We start from the raw sequence: 17,317 nt of genomic DNA, 5'->3' as shown, positions 1-17,317 counted from the left end.
TTGACCTAAGACTTGTTCTTCTGGGAGGTAGCCAGTGTATCCGTAGCAGCGAATTCCAGTGAGTTGAATTGAGTCCATTTCTTTATTTTATGATGATGGATGATATAAAGCAATATGGGAATGAACAGGAGTTAGGGTGAGCGAACTACAAGCTGATTTTGATGGGGCTTGGAAACAGGCGCTAGATATCTATTTTGAAGCATTTTTGGCATTTTTTTTCGCCGAAGTTCATGGATTAATTGATTGGAGCATTCCGCCTCAATCTCTGGAACAAGAATTGCAGCAGATTGTTGGGGAGGGGGACTCAGGAAAGCGTTTTGCTGATAAGTTGTTTCAGGTGTGGCTGCAAGATGGGGAAGAAGCATGGGTGTTGATTCATGTGGAGGTGCAGAGCCAAGTTAAGTCTGACTTTGCTAAGCGGATGTATCAGTATAATTACAGGACTTTCGATCGCTATGAGCGTTCAGTGATTAGTTTAGCAGTGTTGGGAGATGAGCAGGTATCTTGGCGGCCATCTGGTTACGGCTATGCTTTGGGTGGTTGTCGGGTGAGTCTGGAGTTTCCGATTGCGAAACTGTTAGATTATGAAAGTCAATGGCAGAATTTGGAGGGTAGTAGAAATCCTTTCGCTGTGATGGTGATGGCTCATTTGAAGACACAGGCGACACGGGGTTTACCGCAGGAGAGGAAGTTGTGGAAGTGGAGTTTGGTAAGGAGTTTATTTGAGAGCGGTTATAGTAGAGATGAGGTGATAGATTTGTTCCGTTTTATTGATGGAATGATGAGGTTGCCAGTGGAGTTACAACAGGAATTTAAGAATGATTTGAGGCGTTATCAGGAGGATAGTCAAATGCGTTTTTTAGGTCAAACTGAAGAGATGGCAATGCAAGAGGGTTTTGAACGGGGCACGTTGCAAATGGCTCGTAATTCTGTGCTTGAAATCTTAGAAGCTCGATTTGAAATTGTGCCTTTAGAGGTGAGGGAAGCTCTTAATAAGATAGGAGATGTGTCTGTGTTGCGCCGTTTGCTAAGGGAAGCGATCGCGATTCCTTCTATATTGGATTTTCAGGAGTTGCTTGCGGTGGGTGAGGGTGAGAGTTAGGGGGTGAGTAGGTGCGATCGCTTGAGAGCGATCGCATCACGGCACTTTTGATTGTAGAGAGCATCATACATTACGAAAAGTCAAATCTTATTCTATTGACTTTAGGCAATGTTAACTTTCCCATTGATAAATGACTTGTAACGAATTATCATTACCAAAATAGAAGACAGAATCAAGACCACAGCGTGACGTAAAGGTAAAATGTTCAGGCAAATCCGCAAAGATTTAATTGCTGAGCTTAAACTCGAAAACCTCAACTTTTCCATACTGACTGAGCCATATTATTATCTCCTCTTTTGTCCAGCCTTGGAGATGTGGCCTCAATGCTTTCACCTGGGAACGTAGGTCAATTACAACAAATTCCACGATGCAGCAAATTATTAAGATAAAATATTGATATTATAAGTATAGCAATCGCCAAAACGATTAGGACACTCGCTCATGGCTGAAAATTAATTCTATTCCCTCTTTTTCCCCTTCTTTCCCTAGCCCCTAGCCACTAACCCCTAGCTATAACTTACAATAGATCATGCCTGTCTTGTCTCCTGAATTACAACAAAGATTAGCAACACCTCTAAAAATCGGCTCTTTTGAAGTCAAAAGCCGCGTTTTACAATCGCCCTTATCCGGCGTTACAGACTTAGTATTTCGTCGCTTAGTACGCCGCTACGCACCAGAATCGATGATGTACACCGAGATGGTAAATGCGACTGGACTGCATTACGTTAAGCAACTGCCAAGAATTATGGAAGTTGACCCTAATGAACGCCCGATTAGCATTCAATTATTTGATTGTCGGCCCGATTTTTTGGCAGCAGCGGCGGTGATGGCCGAAAAAGAAGGAGCAGATACAATTGATATTAATATGGGCTGTCCTGTTAACAAAATTACTAAAAATGGTGGCGGTTCTTCTTTACTGCGAGATCCAGAAAATGCAGAGGCAATTGTGCGTTCAGTTGTTAAAGCTGTGAACGTACCTGTTACTGTTAAAACTCGCATTGGTTGGTCAGATAAAGAAATTACTATTTTGGAATTTGCCAAGCGAATGCAGGATGCAGGTGCACAGATGATTACGGTACACGGTCGCACTCGCGCTCAAGGTTATAACGGCCCGGCAAAATGGGAATGGATTCGCCGCGTTAAGGAAATTCTTTCGATTCCCGTGATTGCTAATGGAGATATTTTTTCTGTTGAAGCGGCGGTCAATTGTTTAGCAGAAACGGGCGCGGATGGTGTGATGTGTTCGCGAGGAACTTTGGGTTATCCATTTTTAGTGGGAGAGATTGATTATTTCTTAAAAACTGGAATAGAAAAGATATTACCGACACCAATTGAGCGCTTGGAATGTGCTAAGGAACATTTGCGGGCGTTGTGGGAATATAAAGGCGAGAGCGGTATTCGTCAAGCACGTAAGCATCTAACATGGTATGCTAAGGGCTTCGCTAATGCTGGCGAATTGCGCGGTCAGTTGGCAATTGTTGAAACAGTTGAAGAAGGTTGCGAGAAGATCGATCGGGCAATTCAACAGTTGTGATTTTGTTACGTAATGCCGCTTTCGAGGTGGTAACTAAACCGCCCAGAGGGAGGTGTTACGTAATTTGCGGGTAATTCCCTAAACAATTATATTTTGAGGGTAAGGATGGATACATTAAAAGGGCGGGATTTATTAAGTCTGGCAGACTTAAGTTTTGAAGAATTAAACTATCTGCTGGATCTGGCAGCAAACCTGAAATCGGGAATGTTAAAATTACAGCGAAATAAGGTTTTGGGGCTGGTTTTTTCTAAGGCTTCTACTCGAACGCGGGTGAGTTTTTCGGTAGCAATGTATCAACTGGGAGGTCAAGTTATTGACTTAAATCCGAATGTAACGCAAGTAAGTCGTGGGGAACCTTTGGTCGATACGGCGCGGGTTTTAGATAGATATCTCGATATTGTGGCAATCAGAACTTTTGAACATAAGGATTTAGAAACTTTTGCTGATTACGCTAAGATTCCTGTGATTAATGCACTGACTGATTTGGAACATCCTTGTCAAGTTTTAGCGGATTTGATGACAGTTAAGGAGTGTTTTGGTAGTTTTGAAGGGCTGACTTTGGCGTATTTTGGGGATGGCAATAATATGGCCAATTCTCTGCTGTTGGGATGTGCAATGGTAGGTATGAATGTCAGAATTGCTACTCCTAGCGATTATCAGCCAGATGCGGGAATTGTGCAGCAAGCAAAGGCGATCGCGAAGGGGAAAACCGAAGTGATGATTACTACGGATGCGGCAACTGCGATGCAAGGCGTGCAAGTGGTTTATACTGATGTTTGGGCAAGTATGGGCCAGGAAGAGGAAGCGAGAATGCGGATTCCCGTTTTTCAGCCTTATCAGGTGAATGAAAAGTTGATGGAGTTGGCGGATAAGGATGCGATCGTACTGCATTGTTTGCCAGCACATCGGGATGAGGAAATTACGGATACGGTGATCGAAGGTGCGCGATCGCGTGTTTGGGATGAGGCAGAAAATCGAATGCACGCTCAAAAAGCTTTATTAGCTGCTCTTTTAGGCAGTGATTAGTTAACGGTTAACTGTTAACGGTTAACTGTTAACGGTTAACTGTTAACTTGGTTTTGGTTTTAATAATTACCAATCAGCAATTACCAACTACCAATTACCAATTACCAATTACCAATTACCCATTAGGATCTTGTATCCGATTAACTAATTCATAAAATGGCTGCCAATTATCGTCAGTCGCAATAGATTCCCAAACTTCCTCAATGATGATTCTGAGTAAAGATTGTTCGGGGTTATAACGCCGCAACCGCAAGCGTATTTCCTCCATATCCGCAGGCGATAAAGTCTGCAAAAGATGATGGTAAAGCTGCCGCCAAGGTGCGATAATTTCTGCGGGTTCAACTTCGCTAAAAATTAGACTGCTATCATCACGCCAATCTTGAGAAAACTGTTTTCTCAATTCTAAAAAGAAATCGTGATAGCCTACCTGAGTCTCGCTCAATAGTTTAATAGTCAGTTGCAACAATTCTTCGGCTTCGGAATCTGGCAACCGATCGAAACCCAATCTATTTAGCATTAATTGCTGATAACTAGCATTATAGTATTCACCAAATTTTGCTAGTGCAGCGTCCATCTCTTTTTTGTCAATTACAGCAGCTAGAGGTTGTTGAAGCCTCTCTAAATTCAAATGGCAAATAAATGGTTGATTGCCGTAGGAGTAAAGTCCCGAATAGTCAAAATAAGCGGCTGTAAACTGAGGTTTATATGTGGGGATAAACGCATAGGGCCCATAGTCAAAACTTTCTCCCGTAATCGACATATTATCAGTATTTAGAACTCCATGACAAAATCCTGCTGCCATCCACTGAGCAACTAATTCCGCTACTCGCTTCACTAATTCTGCGTAAAATAGTGCATATTGCTCTGATTCTGGGACTGGCATTCTGCCTGTCTGAAAATGTAATTCAGGGTAATAGTATTGAATAACGTGATCTAGAAGCTTTTTAATTAAATCATTCCGTCTCAAAAAATGCAATCTTTCAAAGGTTCCAAAGCGGATATGAGACTGACTAAAACGTACCATTACTGATGAACGAGTGGGAGAAGGTTCATCGCCTCGCCACAGTGAATCGCCAGTTTCAACCATGCTCAAACATCTGGAAGTACGGACACCCAATCGATGCAAAGCTTCAGCGGCTAAAACTTCTCTAACTCCTCCTTTAAGAGTGAGTCTACCATCAGCAGTACGGGAGTAAGGAGTGCGGCCAGAACCTTTAGTACCGAAGTCATAAAGTTTGCCGTCAATACCACGAACTTGACCGTAGAGAAAGCCTCTACCATCGCCTAAATAGGGGTTATATTCGTTGAATTGATAGCCATGATAACAGAGTGCGAGGAAGGGGCGGACGCAGTGAAATTTGCCAAAGGCTGTGGTAAAATCTTCGTCAGTTACTTGTTTGGGATCTAGTCCTAATATCGGCAATAATTGGTCATTGCGGAAGCGGAGGATATGCAGAGGAAAGTCAGCGGCGGTGACTTCATCAAAATAATCACTACCTAAAGATTCTATGGCAGTTTCGTAATTGAGGTTGAGAAATGGATTTGACATTTTTTGATTGATTTTAATTGTAGAATGGGTATTACAAAAATTATGTCATGACTTACGCATAGTTAATTTGTAACGCCGCTCTCTGGGCGGTAAATTACCGCCCAGAGGGCGGCGTTACATGAATGCGTAAATGATTAGGAAATAACCGAAACACCTTCCAAAGTGGCTATTAATTTGAGATTATATTCAGCCTCAAAAGCAGGTTTCTTATAATCTATACTCCAGAGTTCTAAAGCACAATCATCATCTAATTCGGCTGGTACTAGCCGCAAATGTAACTCTCGAACTTCTGGGTGATATTCGCAATTTACCTGGGCGATTGCACCAATTTGCCGCCGATCTAATGCCACTGCTAACCGCAATAGAGGATGCAATTGATTAACTAATTCTCGATATTTTTTAGGCAAGGAGTGATAATTCTCATGTTTCTTTTTCGGATTATTTTTGCGGTGGTAACGGGCTAAGTTTGCCACAATTTCAATCTCAGTTTCAGTGTAACCTAATAACTCACCATTGCGAATTAAATAGTAAGAATGCTTATGATGTGCTGAATGGCTGACATACAAACCGCAGTTGTGTAAAATCGCAGCAGCCCAAAGTAATTCTCTTTCTTCTGTTCCCCAATTGTGGAGAATCCCTTGAGTTTGGTCAAACAAATTCAGTGCATAAGCTGCAACTCGTTCGCTGTATTCAGAATTAACATCATATTTCTGGGCCATTTGCATAATGCTACGCTGACGGATTGAACTTTGAAATCGCAAGCGATTGTCAATCAAACCATGCGCTAGCATCCAATCAACAATTACCCCCTCTCGGAGAGAGCGATCGCAAACAGTCAACGACTCCACCCCCAGTAAAGCCATCGCTTCCTGTAAAATCACCGCTCCTGCTAAAATAATATCGGAACGCCTGTCAGACATCCCAGGAATCGCCAGTCTTTCCGAGTTAGAAAGCTTGCGAAAGCGAGTAACTAAATCCCGCAAATCTTTGAGGCTTAACTGATAGCCAGCCAAGGGATTAGGAACTATCCCCAATTTCTCACGAGCGTTAATAATTGCTAGAGTTTCAATAGTACCAGAAGTGCCAACTAAACGCGGCAACTCATCAACATCCAAATTAGCTAATAAATCATCAATCGGTCGTTCTAACATTACCCGAATATAAGCTTGCAAATACGCAAACTCATCTCGATTAATTGGGTCAGTTTTAACCAATTCTCCGGTTAAGCGAACAGCACCTACTTTCGTACTGCTGAGAGAACGAGGCTCTAGAGAATCACCTAAAATTAACTCCGTAGAGCCTCCCCCAATATCAATAATAATATGGGGCTGATTGTTGAATTCCATCGCCGACAACACGCCTAGATAAATTCTCCGCGCTTCTTCTTGACCGGAAATTAAACTAACATTTAGGTCTAATTCATCGCCAATTCGCTTGAGAAAATCGCGACCATTTGGAGCTTCTCGCACCGCACTCGTAGCTACAGCAATTACTTGTTCAGCATTAAAGGTTTTAGCAATATCTTGGAAGCGTCGTAAAGTTGCGATTCCTTTTTCCATTACCTCTCGTTTTAAGTTGCCAGTTTTGGGATCGCAATCCCCCAATCTGACACTTTCTTTCTCTCTAGCAATAATTGTAAAGGCAGGCAGCGCTACATCAATACGAACTACCACCATGTGAAAAGAGTTTGTACCCATATCCAGGGCGGCAAGAATGCGGTTTTGCTCCGCAGAAGGATTAGGCATCCTCACTAAAGGAACTGAACTAACCATTGGAATTTATGGAAGATAACACATATATTTATTATCCCACGAATTTTGTTAGGTCGTAGCCTCAATAAAAGTAAATATTTTGTACAATTACAATATGGCTGTAGCGATCTCTAGGTCATTAAAAATGTAAAATTAAAAATCCTCTTGTGCTATGCCACTTTTAATTTTTTAATTTTTAATTTTTAATTTTTAATTTTTAGTTATGGTACTGGTATCTTGCCCCTTCTCAACCTTGGTGTAAAAATCAGATCAAATCAAAATTAACAATTCAAAATGATTGCATCCGAGCCTAAATCCGAACCCAAATTGCTTACTATTATGCGGCTGCTGAGATGGGATAAACCAGCAGGACGGCTAATTTTAATGATTCCTGCCCTCTGGGCCGTTTTTTTAGCCGGACGCGGCACTCCCCCTGCACCCTTAGTAGGCGTAATTGTGCTAGGTACTTTAGCCACTAGCGCCGCTGGATGCGTTGTTAACGACCTCTGGGATCGCGATATCGATCCCGAAGTAGAAAGGACGCGATCGCGCCCCCTCGCCTCCCGCGCCCTCACAGTCCAAACAGGTATCGGAGTCGCGTTAATTTCCTTTATTTGTGCCGCCGTTCTTGCATTTTATCTTAATCCTCTCAGCTTTTGGCTGAGTGCAGCAGCCGTCCCGATCATTATCTGTTATCCATTAGCAAAAAGAGTCTTTCCCATCCCCCAATTAGTATTATCTATTGCCTGGGGCTTTGCAGTATTAATTAGCTGGAGTGCGTTAGTTTCCCGTTTAGAAATACCCACCGGCTTTTTATGGGGAGCAACTGTATTTTGGACATTAGGATTTGATACAGTTTACGCCATGAGCGATCGAGAAGATGACCAGCGTCTGGGAGTTAATTCTAGTGCCATATTCTTTGGAGATAACAGCGCTAATGCCGTTGGTATCTTCTTTCTTTTGACCGTTGTTTTGTTAGCAGCAACAGGCATAAATATGCAATTGCATCTTGGCTTCTGGCTGGGAATTTGTATCGCCGCCATATTATGGATATTACAGTATAATCAACTGCGCCAAAAAGATTTACCGAAACCAGTTTACGGCGCGATCTTTCGTCAAAATGTTTGGGTTGGCTTCATTCTACTTGCTGGGATGGTTAGCGGAGCAATTTTTTAATTTTAGGAATTTTATATAAATAAGACTTACGCATCGGGGCCTAGAAACCGGGTTTTTGAGAGAATCTGTGAGTCCCGGCGAAGTATTTTCGTAAAAAACCCGGTTTCTTTGGTTGGGTGCGTAAGTCCTATTAAGGCAAACTTTCTGGCTTCTCAGAAAAATCTTTTGACCTTACTTCCCGAACTTCTCGCACTTGAAAAACTAATTTAAAAGGCCTTTTCATTTGCTTTTCAATAAATTCTTCTACTAAATCTACCTGCTTAGAACTTAAAGGTTTATTAGCACGCACAATCAAGCGGACAAGAGGAGGATTAGCAGTCCAGTCTACCTCAGTTTTGATCAACTCTACCTGCTGACCAACTGTCACCGTCCGGCTGACTAAAAGAGTTTTAAGAGTTGCTTGTAACTGAGCTTGTCTAATCAGTTGTACAAAACTAATTCCTAAAGGAATAACCAACACAGCAGTCAAAGCAAAAGCATAAGCAAGTGCTCGTTTAGTTTTCCCTTTTTTTGCATATCCAGCCCAGATAAAGACTAGCATACAAGCTAAAACAATCCCCAAAAGATTAGTTAAATACAGTAAAAAAGCTCCCCAGCTAAACTGCCAATATCCCTGAGAAAGACTTAAACCAATAACGCAAAGAGGAGGCATAAGAGCAACCGCGATCGCAGTTCCCGCCATCGCATCTCCCACCTTCGGCCGCGTTTTTGCAAAACCACTCATCCCACCAGCAACCACCGCAATACCTAAATCAATTAAATTAGGTTGAGTGCGGGCTAGAACTTCCGAACCAAATTCCGGCAAATCAACAATAATACCCAAAAAACAAGACAGCAGAATTCCTACACCAGTCGCCACAATTAGCGAGATTAAACTGTGGCGAAATAACAGAGCATTTCCCTGTAAAGCTCCAAAGGCCAACCCCCGGAGTGGCATCATCAAAGGAGCAATAATCATCGCCCCAATGATCGCAGCCGTACTGTTGCTTAGCAAGCCAAAACTAGCAATTAGACAAGCGCTAACAGTCAAAACCATATAATTGAGGTTAAGATGAGAATCTTCTAGCAAAGAGTTCCGAATCTGTTCAATTTCTTCTAAGGATACTTTATTCATATATGAGAAAAATTATTATTGGAGTTATGGGGCCTGGTAACAACCCTACATCAACTGATTTAGAAAATGCCTATCAACTAGGACAACTCATTGCTCAAGCAGGATGGGTGCTGCTAACAGGGGGTTGGAATAGCGGCGTTATGGATGCTGCAAATCAAGGAGCAAAAGCAGCAAACGGTCTAACTGTTGGCATCCTTCCCAATAACAATACTAATCATACCTCTGAAGCTGTAGACATTGCCATTGTGACTGATATGGGCAGCGCTCGCAATAATATCAACGTTCTCTCTTCTGATGTAATTATTGCCTGTGGTATGGGTGCGGGCACTGCTTCCGAAATTGCCCTAGCGATCAAAGCCAATAAAAAAGTTATATTGTTAAACAGTGACGAATCAAGTAAAGTTTTTTTTCGTAATTTGTCACCAGTGAATGTTTTTGTGGTAAATACTGTTATAGATGCTATCGAGCAAACTCGTCAAATCTTATTAACTGAAAGATGAAATTCAACAAATTGCCTTTATGTTTGAGTGCTATTGCGATCGGTAGTTTGGCAGCTTTCACCACTGCACCTGACAAATTCGGTGCCGAAGTATTTCCTAGCGCGATTGCGAAGGAAATTTCCCGTGATATAACACCATCTGGTGAACAAGAAGCCCCCCCTATTACTACTAATTCTGGGCCCGATGAAATGGCATTAGCCGCTCACTTGCAAAGCCTAAAAGTCAAAATGTATGGTGCTTATTGGTGTCCTTACTGCCACGCACAGGAGGAACTTTTTGGCAAAGAAGCATTTGCTATGATTGAATATATTGAGTGCGATCCCAAGGGGAAAAATGCTAAGCCAAATCTATGCAGAGCTGCTAATATTACAGGATATCCAACTTGGGAGATTAACGGTAAATTTTATCGAGGTATGCAATTTTTAAATGAACTTGCTGACGCATCTGGGTATCGAGGGAGTCGTAATTTTAAGAACACATTCTCCGATCCCGAAAAATCTAATTAAGAATAGCAAATAGATCGAGACTTAGGTAAAACTTCGTAACGCTACCATCTTGGCGGTAAAAAAACCAAAGATGGCGGCGTTACAGATAGTTTTGCGTAAGTCCTTCCTATATTTTACGCCTGTGCTGGATAAACTTGACCTCGCATTTCCCCATAGAATGAGTGCTCCTCTGTATGGACGTTAAAGTAAAGTACGCCGCGTCTTGCTAGTGATTCTATACCAGCAACAGTATTGACTTGACCGGGAAGGCCAACTTCAACTGGACAACCTTCGGGTAGACGAGGAACATTATCAGGAGGTTGTGCTAAATCCTCCACCGATTGAGGCAAACCTGGCACACCTTCAGATAAATTAGTAGGTAAACTCGGAGTGTTGCCAGGAATTTGTGCAGTAGGTTGAACTGATTCAGGCAAACTTGGCACACCTTCAGATAAATTAGTAGGTACACTCGGAGTATTTCCAGGAATTTGTGCAGTAGGTTGAACTGATTGAGGCAAACCTGGCACACCTTCAGATAAATTAGTAGGTAAACTCGGAGTATTTCCAGGAATTTGTGCAGTAGGTTTAACCGATTCAGGTAAACCTTCATCATGAGTGTGAGGGACACCTAAATGAGCAGCTTGACGAGTACTATTTTCAGAAATTTGTCCCGTAAATTGGCTTGATTGACTAACCAAACCTTCATCAGGAATGCGAGGTACACCGTCAGGTAACTCAGGTGGAGAATCTACTAAAGTAATATTTTCATTCGTAACCAAGGCAGAAAATTTATTATCTACAACCGTCCGATCGAAAACTCCGAATTGGCCCAAATCAACAACGATAGGCCCAAGTACACCAGGAGGGCCACAGTGGATATGAAATCCAACAATTTCTGAAGGACTGACACCAGACATTTGAACGTCAACCTGAAGAGAACTCAGATTTTGAGGGAAACTAAGACTACCATATCCTTTAGCATCCGATACAATCGGTTCTCCTGGCTCTTGTTGAGGACTAAGGAACGCTTCATACTTAGTAAAAGAGCGTTCTCCGAAAGGATCGGGAGTGCCTTCAGAAGTGCCTGTAAGAAAATCTGCGGCGGTTAAGTCGCTAGCTGCAATACCACTAATTACAAATAGCGATTGATTGGCAATCCGATCGGTAACTAATACTTGACCTGAATTCGTTGTTGTAATGGCGAGATTGTTAAAAGTGAGAGAGGAATTAAGTTGGATAAAGTCAACACCGTTTTGAAAGTCCGTAATTAGATCGATCCCTTCAGACTTAGCTATGGCAAAAATATCACCACCATCTCCTCCAGTTAAGGTATCGTTTCCAGCTCCCCCTGTAAGAATATCATCTCCTAATTCTCCTAATAATATATCATTACCGATATCGCCATTAAGGATATCGCTAGCTTTACCACCGATGAGCGTATCATTGTTTTGACCACCCGAAAGCGTGTCAGATGCTTGATTTCCGCAGAGTAAATCATTGCCAGCATTACCCAATAAGATATCATCGCCTCCTAACCCGATAATCGTATCATTTCCTGCCATGCCGTAATAAGTGCGACTCTCTTCGTTATTAGTTACCCAGTCGTCACCTCCCAACAGCATAATAATGTCCCTTCCTGGAGAATTAGAAAGTAAACTAATCTGGTTAGCAGGTAGTTGATTGAAGAAGAATATATCATTGCCTTCAGTCGCTTGAGCGATATCAGAAGGCATTCCTAAGTCAATTGCTGATAAGTCCATATCGCGTTAACCTGGGTGTTATTTTATTTCAACATAAAATTTATAACTTACTGGTTTCTAGTTCCGCTAGTCAAATTGCGAAAGATTAGTTTCGCAAAATGTCTGAAGGCTTTTTTCCAAAATGCTGCTGGAAGTATCTTGTAAAGCGACCCGGATTATAAAAACCATATTCAAAAGCAATTTCTGTGATGGTTTTGTTACTGTCCATTAACTCAAGACGAGCTGCTTCAAGTCGGATATTTCGTAGGAATTGACTGGGAGAAACACCGTAATGACGAGCAAAAGCAATTTGCAGAGAGCGACTGCTACAATTCATTGCAGCGCAAATCTGTGCAATTGTAAGGTCTTTTTTCATATTTGCGCGAATGTATTCAGCAGCCTCCCGCACGCGAGCGATTCCTGTCTCGGATACTTTGATATTTGGGTTATCTAAATTACCGTAAGATGTACCTTGTACTAAAGTTGAGAAAATAGCGATTTCTAGATTTTCAATTACTATTGGATGTCCGTTAGTTTCAATTAAATTCCAGAGTGTCATTACCATTTGATACAATGAATGACCATAAAGAGTTGTACTATCGATAATTTGCATAACTTTGGGACGATCGGGGGAATTGTCAAGGTATTTGCTTAATTCAGTTAAAAATCTAGCTTCATCTATATAAATTGATATCGCACTATATTGGGATGAGTGCCGCAGACGGATTACCTCGATTCCAGGCTGATTCATTACCAGATGTTTCTGATTAACTAGGAGTTCTTTAGAGCCAACTTTTAAGATATGATCGCCATCCGTAAATGTGAATACAATTTTGCCTGGAAAGGTATATCCTGCGGTATATGTACTACCAGCTTGCCAAACAACATTAAGAATCTCGAAGTTCTTTAATTTCGCAAGTCGCCATTGAATTTTGTAATCTTTTGAATGGGGTATATGTTTAGTAATAGTTGGTACTTGCTTAATATATATTTCTGGATCTTGGATCTCAATATTTAAATCCCATCCCATAATAAGATTCTCCTAAAATCAATTTCAATAATTATATATCAGGATTTACGCAAAACTATCAGTAACGCCGCTTTCCAGGCGCGGTAAAGTCACCGCCAGGATGGCGGCGTTACGGATAATTTATCAGATATTTAATTTTATTAAGTTGACTTACTTACAACAACTAACAACTAATAACTAACAACTAACAATTCAAAAAATACTCTTCAACAATTTTCAAAATCCGTTGCGCTGCCATCCCATCCCCAAAGGGATTAATTGCCATAGCCATAGCATTGTATGTCTCCAGATCGCTCAGTAACTTTGCTGCTGTTGCCACAATTGTATTAGAATTAGTGCCCACAAGTTTAGCAGTTCCAGCCTCAATTGCTTCTGGTCTTTCCGTAGTTTCCCGCAATACCAAAACAGGCTTACCTAAACTAGGAGCTTCCTCCTGCAATCCACCAGAATCAGTGAGGATTAAATAACAGCGCTGAATCGCTCCTACCAGTTCTGCATAATCCAAAGGTTCCGTTAAGAAAACTCTCGGATGATCGCCTAAAAAAGCTTGTAAAGGTTCGCGGACAACTGGATTGCGATGCAAAGGCAAAAGTAATGCTGTATCGGGAAACTTATCTAAAATTTCGATAAAGGCTTGGGCAATTCCTGCCAGTGGTTCGCCCCAATTTTCTCGACGGTGAACAGTGGCTAAAATTGTCCGATACTGACTCCAATCTAAATTAGGAATATTGCACTCAGGCTGTCGTTTTGCGACGGAAAGCAAAGCATCTATTACAGTATTTCCTGTATGGTGAATTGCACCAACAACTCCCGATCTTTTGAGATTTTCTACAGCTAACACCGTAGGAGCAAAGTGTAGCTGAGTTAGCTGTGAAATTAGGCGGCGATTGGCTTCCTCTGGGTAAGGATTGAATAAATCATCAGTACGCAATCCTGCCTCTACGTGACCTACAGGAATTTTTTGGTAAAATGCAGCTAGGGCAGCAGCAAAAGCAGTTGTTGTATCACCTTGTACCAATACTATTTCTGGCTGCAACTCTTTAAATAATGCTTCTAGGCCTTGTAAACTTCGACAAGTAATGTCTGTCAAAGTTTGCTGATGCTGCATGATCGCTAAATCGCGATCGCCCTTAAAGTCGAATAGCTGCATCACTTGCTCAACCATTTCGCGGTGCTGACCAGTTAAAATTACCTGAGTCTCAAAGGACGGCGAATTTTTGAACAGTTGGATCGCTGGGGCGAGTTTAATCGCCTCTGGGCGGGTTCCCAAGGTGATACAGACTCGGTGAATGGCTTTTGTGCGCTGAATAGGGGATTTCGACATTAAAATCAGGTTATTGAGATTCTCCTCGCGCCTAGAGGCTGAGGAGTCGAGACTTCAGAATAAATAATAGAAAGATTTTTGCCTGTCTACCAGGAGGAATTATTTTAATGGAATTTTTGATAACTATTTTTTCCTTCTTCAATTCTAGTCCTCCTCCGCCTCCTCGCACAGAGCCATCATTTTTTTCGCTGACTATTACCCCCTATTCCCTACTTGTCTTGGGTGAGGGTGCGATCGCGGCTACCCTAGTTTATTTTGCCTGGAAGCGGCGAAATCTTCCCTACAACTGGATTGTCTTGATGTTAGCAGCCTTCAGTAGTGCTGGCTGTACAAGCCACCTGTTGGCAATCTCCCGACTTTATGATTCCACCAATTGGCTACCAACGATCGGTGCTGCTTTTACCTTGGTACTTTCCCTGGCCGCAGCTTATGCGATCGCCACAACCAGTCGCCTCCAGCAAGAAAGTCTCAACCCGCCAGTGGCAAGCGCGATGCCTGCGGCTGGCTTCGCCTTTAACCCAGAAAGACAGAATACCAGCGATCGTCAAAGATCGGAGCCCACTCAGGAAAACAGTCTAGAAAAAAGTTCTAGGGGCGAGTTCATCAACGAGCGATTATCCCATTCACAGAATATCCCCATAAACCCACCTCTCGCTCCTACCCCCACAAATTCAGCACCCAACCTCAGCATCAACAGCGAGTCAGCCGCCTCCATCATTGAAAAATTAGAAGCTCAAATCGCCAGCAACGCCTCAGTAGAAGAAGCCCTATTAACTTCCCAAATCCGCCTAGTGGGAATTCTCGACCTTGCCCAAGATGCCATTATCTCCGTAGGCGAAAACCAACAAATTCAACTCTTTAACCGAGGTGCAGAACAAATTTTTGGCTATACGGCCAGCGAAGTCTTAGGACAATCTCTAAACCTGCTATTTCCCGAACAGAGCTTAAAAAATAGCACAAAGCAGACTTTACTACCCCTTAAGGCTGCCCAAAACACCACAGGAAACCGGACTGAGATTACAGCCAGACGCAAAGATGGCTGCGAATTCCCGGCTGAAGCCTCCATTTCCCAACTGGAATTAAAAAACGAGTCAGTATTTACCCTGATTTTGCGAGATATCAGCGATCGCAAACGTGCAGAACAGAAACTCGGCATCCAAGCCCGCGCCTCAGCCGCCATCGCTCAACTCGGTCAGCGAGCCCTAGCTGGGATTCCCATTCCCCACCTCATGAATGAAACTGTCACCCTCACCGCCATTACCCTGCAAGTAGAGTATTGTCAAATCTGGGAATATCAGCCACAAACCCAGACTTTGCTGTTGCAGGCAGGGTTTGGCTGGCCCCAGAATCTAATCGGTGTGGCGATCGCCTCATCTAACGACAATTCCCAATTTGCCTTTACTTTAAGCTCTGGCGAACCAGTAATTGTTGAAGACCTCTCCCTAGAAATTCCTTTTACTGACAGCGTACAGCTATTAGAAAACACCACCCTACGGGCCTGCACCAGCGTCCAAATCCCAGGCGTTGATCGACCCTTCGGCATTTTAGTCACCCATTCCACCAAAAGACGCACCTTCACCCCAGATGACGTTCACTTTCTGCAAGCTGCCGCCAACGTCTTAGCCAGTGCCAAGATCGGATTTGCCGCCCAAGAAGCGCTACACCAACAATTTCAGCGCAGCTTGCTACTGGGGAAAATTACCAGAGAAATTCGTCAAAGCCTAGATGCCAAACAAATTTTTCAGACAGCAGCCACCCAGATTGGTCATGCCTTTGGCGTTAACCGCTGTATTATTAGCATTTACGCGATCGCACCCCATCCTCATCTACACCGCGTGGCCGAATATCTAGAGCCGGGATATCAATCTTTACTGGATATAGAAATTCCCGTTACAGGCAACCTTCACGCCCAGAAAGTGCTCGCTCAAGACCAAGCGATCGCCTCCTTTGATATCACCGTTGACCCCTTGCTACAAGACAAGCTGATTCCCTACCAGCAATTGCAAGTAAAATCCATGTTGGCAATCCGCACCTCCTACCAAGGTGAGCCCAACGGTGCGATCGGCTTGCACCAGTGCGATCGTCAACGCCAATGGACTATCGGCGAAATCGAATTGCTCGAAGCTGTCGCCGCACAAGTCGGAATTGCCCTAGCTCAAGCTCAGTTACTAGAACAAGAAAAGCAAGCCCGTAAAAAACTCGCCGCCCAAAATAAAGCCTTAGAACAAGCCAGACTCTCCGCAGAATTAGCCAACCGCGCCAAAAGCGAATTTCTCGCCACCATGAGTCACGAAATTCGCACTCCCATGAATGCCGTCATCGGTATGACCGACTTATTGCTGGAAACCCCCTTAAATCCCGACCAGCAAGACTGTGCCGAAACAGTCCGCAGCAGCAGTCAAGCTTTACTCACAATTATTAACGACATCCTCGACTTTTCCAAAATTGAGTCCGGCAAACTTGACTTAGAAAAAGAACCCTTTGATTTACAGGGCTGTATCGAGAGCGCTATGGATCTTGTCACCTCCAAAGCTACGGAAAAACACTTAGAAATAGGTTATTTCATAGATCCAGAAATACCTAAGATAGTTGTGGGAGATGTTACGAGGCTACGACAAATCTTAGTCAATTTACTTAGTAATGCGGTTAAATTTACTCATCATGGTGGAGTGATAGTGTCAGTACACAGGGGCGATTCGCAATTGGTTGCCGATCGGTCGTCCGCAGAGGCAGAACAAACCTGTGAAATACTCTTCGCGATCGCAGACACAGGCATAGGCATTCCTGCTGACAGGATGGATCGCTTGTTTAAACCCTTCAGTCAAGTTGATTCGTCCACTACCAGACAGTACGGCGGGACAGGACTAGGACTCGCCATCAGCCAGCGCTTATGCGAACTTATGGATGGAAGAATTTGGGTTGAGAGCAGAGGCATCATCGCCGGCAATCCACCGGGGGATGGGGAGCGGTGGAGCGGGGGATCTCTT

The 17,317-nt window shown here is 43.0% G+C and carries 13 protein-coding genes; 7 read left to right on the top strand and 6 right to left on the bottom strand.

Annotated elements, in window-relative coordinates; translation table 11 throughout:
- Window positions 1-136 precede the first annotated feature (136 nt).
- From PN499_RS13155 to argF, 3 genes are all read left to right on the top strand, one after another.
- Window positions 137-1,102 (top strand): RpnC/YadD family protein, encoded by a 966-nt coding sequence (locus tag PN499_RS13155; protein WP_272032403.1) that lies wholly within the window; start codon window positions 137-139, stop codon window positions 1,100-1,102.
- 529 nt (window positions 1,103-1,631) lie between these two features.
- Entirely contained in the window at window positions 1,632-2,636 is a 1,005-nt protein-coding gene (dusB, locus tag PN499_RS13150) for a tRNA dihydrouridine synthase DusB (protein ID WP_272032401.1), read from the top strand.
- A gap of 105 nt (window positions 2,637-2,741) precedes the next feature.
- Window positions 2,742-3,662, top strand: a complete 921-nt coding sequence (gene argF, locus PN499_RS13145) for an ornithine carbamoyltransferase (protein WP_272032399.1) — start codon at window positions 2,742-2,744, stop codon at window positions 3,660-3,662.
- A 115-nt stretch (window positions 3,663-3,777) separates the two neighbouring features.
- Here the strand turns inward: argF and PN499_RS13140 are convergent, their stop codons facing one another.
- Both PN499_RS13140 and PN499_RS13135 read right to left on the bottom strand, forming a co-directional pair.
- Complete coding sequence (locus tag PN499_RS13140; protein WP_272032397.1) at window positions 3,778-5,211, bottom strand: protein adenylyltransferase SelO; 1,434 nt, start codon at window positions 5,209-5,211, stop codon at window positions 3,778-3,780.
- Between the two features lie 134 nt (window positions 5,212-5,345).
- Complete coding sequence (locus PN499_RS13135) at window positions 5,346-6,983, bottom strand: Ppx/GppA phosphatase family protein (protein WP_272032395.1); 1,638 nt, start codon at window positions 6,981-6,983, stop codon at window positions 5,346-5,348.
- A gap of 273 nt (window positions 6,984-7,256) precedes the next feature.
- Here PN499_RS13135 and PN499_RS13130 point away from each other — a divergent pair, with 273 nt between their 5' ends.
- Window positions 7,257-8,138 (top strand): 4-hydroxybenzoate solanesyltransferase, encoded by an 882-nt coding sequence (locus PN499_RS13130; RefSeq protein ID WP_272032393.1) that lies wholly within the window; start codon window positions 7,257-7,259, stop codon window positions 8,136-8,138.
- Window positions 8,139-8,268: 130 nt separating this feature from the next.
- Here PN499_RS13130 and PN499_RS13125 read toward each other — a convergent pair whose 3' ends face one another.
- Complete coding sequence (locus PN499_RS13125) at window positions 8,269-9,252, bottom strand: DUF389 domain-containing protein (protein WP_272032391.1); 984 nt, start codon at window positions 9,250-9,252, stop codon at window positions 8,269-8,271.
- Between the two features lie 2 nt (window positions 9,253-9,254).
- Here PN499_RS13125 and PN499_RS13120 point away from each other — a divergent pair, with 2 nt between their 5' ends.
- A complete protein-coding gene (locus tag PN499_RS13120) occupies window positions 9,255-9,752 on the top strand; it encodes a TIGR00725 family protein (RefSeq protein ID WP_272032389.1) in 498 nt (165 codons plus the stop codon).
- Window positions 9,749-10,258 carry a glutaredoxin family protein gene (locus tag PN499_RS13115; protein WP_272032387.1) on the top strand — a complete coding sequence of 170 codons (510 nt, stop codon included), beginning with the start codon at window positions 9,749-9,751 and terminating at the stop codon, window positions 10,256-10,258. Before PN499_RS13120 ends, PN499_RS13115 begins: the two co-directional genes overlap by 4 nt.
- Window positions 10,259-10,371: 113 nt before the next feature.
- On the opposite strand, the gene PN499_RS13110 is transcribed toward PN499_RS13115, so the two are convergent.
- The 3 genes from PN499_RS13110 to wecB form a co-directional block, all read right to left on the bottom strand.
- Entirely contained in the window at window positions 10,372-11,997 is a 1,626-nt protein-coding gene (locus PN499_RS13110) for a CHRD domain-containing protein (protein ID WP_272032385.1), read from the bottom strand.
- Window positions 11,998-12,082: 85 nt separating this feature from the next.
- The gene (locus PN499_RS13105) at window positions 12,083-13,006 is read right to left on the bottom strand and encodes an AraC family transcriptional regulator (RefSeq protein WP_272032384.1); all 924 of its coding nucleotides are present in this window, start codon (window positions 13,004-13,006) and stop codon (window positions 12,083-12,085) included.
- A gap of 184 nt (window positions 13,007-13,190) precedes the next feature.
- The gene (gene wecB, locus PN499_RS13100; protein ID WP_272032381.1) at window positions 13,191-14,330 is read right to left on the bottom strand and encodes a non-hydrolyzing UDP-N-acetylglucosamine 2-epimerase; all 1,140 of its coding nucleotides are present in this window, start codon (window positions 14,328-14,330) and stop codon (window positions 13,191-13,193) included.
- Window positions 14,331-14,437: 107 nt separating this feature from the next.
- On the opposite strand from wecB, the gene PN499_RS13095 reads away from it, so the two are divergent.
- On the top strand, window positions 14,438-17,317 hold a 2,880-nt coding region (locus PN499_RS13095), incomplete at its 3' end, for a GAF domain-containing protein (protein ID WP_272032380.1).

Origin of the sequence: Kamptonema animale CS-326, assembly GCF_028330895.1 — a bacterium.
Lineage (GTDB): Bacteria > Cyanobacteriota > Cyanobacteriia > Cyanobacteriales > Microcoleaceae > Kamptonema > Kamptonema formosum.
Note: the sequence above shows the minus strand (reverse complement) of the source record. Positions and strands in the feature narration are given on the sequence as shown.

Bases quoted from the DNA above. Each gene is read 5' to 3' on its own strand.
- dusB (WP_272032401.1), top strand. From the start codon at position 1,632: ATGCCTGTCTTGTCTCCTGAATTACAACAAAGATTAGCAACACCTCTA.
- argF (WP_272032399.1), top strand. From the start codon at position 2,742: ATGGATACATTAAAAGGGCGGGATTTATTAAGTCTGGCAGACTTAAGT.
- PN499_RS13140 (WP_272032397.1), bottom strand. From the start codon at position 5,211: ATGTCAAATCCATTTCTCAACCTCAATTACGAAACTGCCATAGAATCT.
- PN499_RS13135 (WP_272032395.1), bottom strand. From the start codon at position 6,983: ATGGTTAGTTCAGTTCCTTTAGTGAGGATGCCTAATCCTTCTGCGGAG.
- PN499_RS13130 (WP_272032393.1), top strand. From the start codon at position 7,257: ATGATTGCATCCGAGCCTAAATCCGAACCCAAATTGCTTACTATTATG.
- PN499_RS13125 (WP_272032391.1), bottom strand. From the start codon at position 9,252: ATGAATAAAGTATCCTTAGAAGAAATTGAACAGATTCGGAACTCTTTG.
- PN499_RS13120 (WP_272032389.1), top strand. From the start codon at position 9,255: ATGAGAAAAATTATTATTGGAGTTATGGGGCCTGGTAACAACCCTACA.
- PN499_RS13115 (WP_272032387.1), top strand. From the start codon at position 9,749: ATGAAATTCAACAAATTGCCTTTATGTTTGAGTGCTATTGCGATCGGT.
- PN499_RS13110 (WP_272032385.1), bottom strand. From the start codon at position 11,997: ATGGACTTATCAGCAATTGACTTAGGAATGCCTTCTGATATCGCTCAA.
- PN499_RS13105 (WP_272032384.1), bottom strand. From the start codon at position 13,006: ATGGGATGGGATTTAAATATTGAGATCCAAGATCCAGAAATATATATT.
- wecB (WP_272032381.1), bottom strand. From the start codon at position 14,330: ATGTCGAAATCCCCTATTCAGCGCACAAAAGCCATTCACCGAGTCTGT.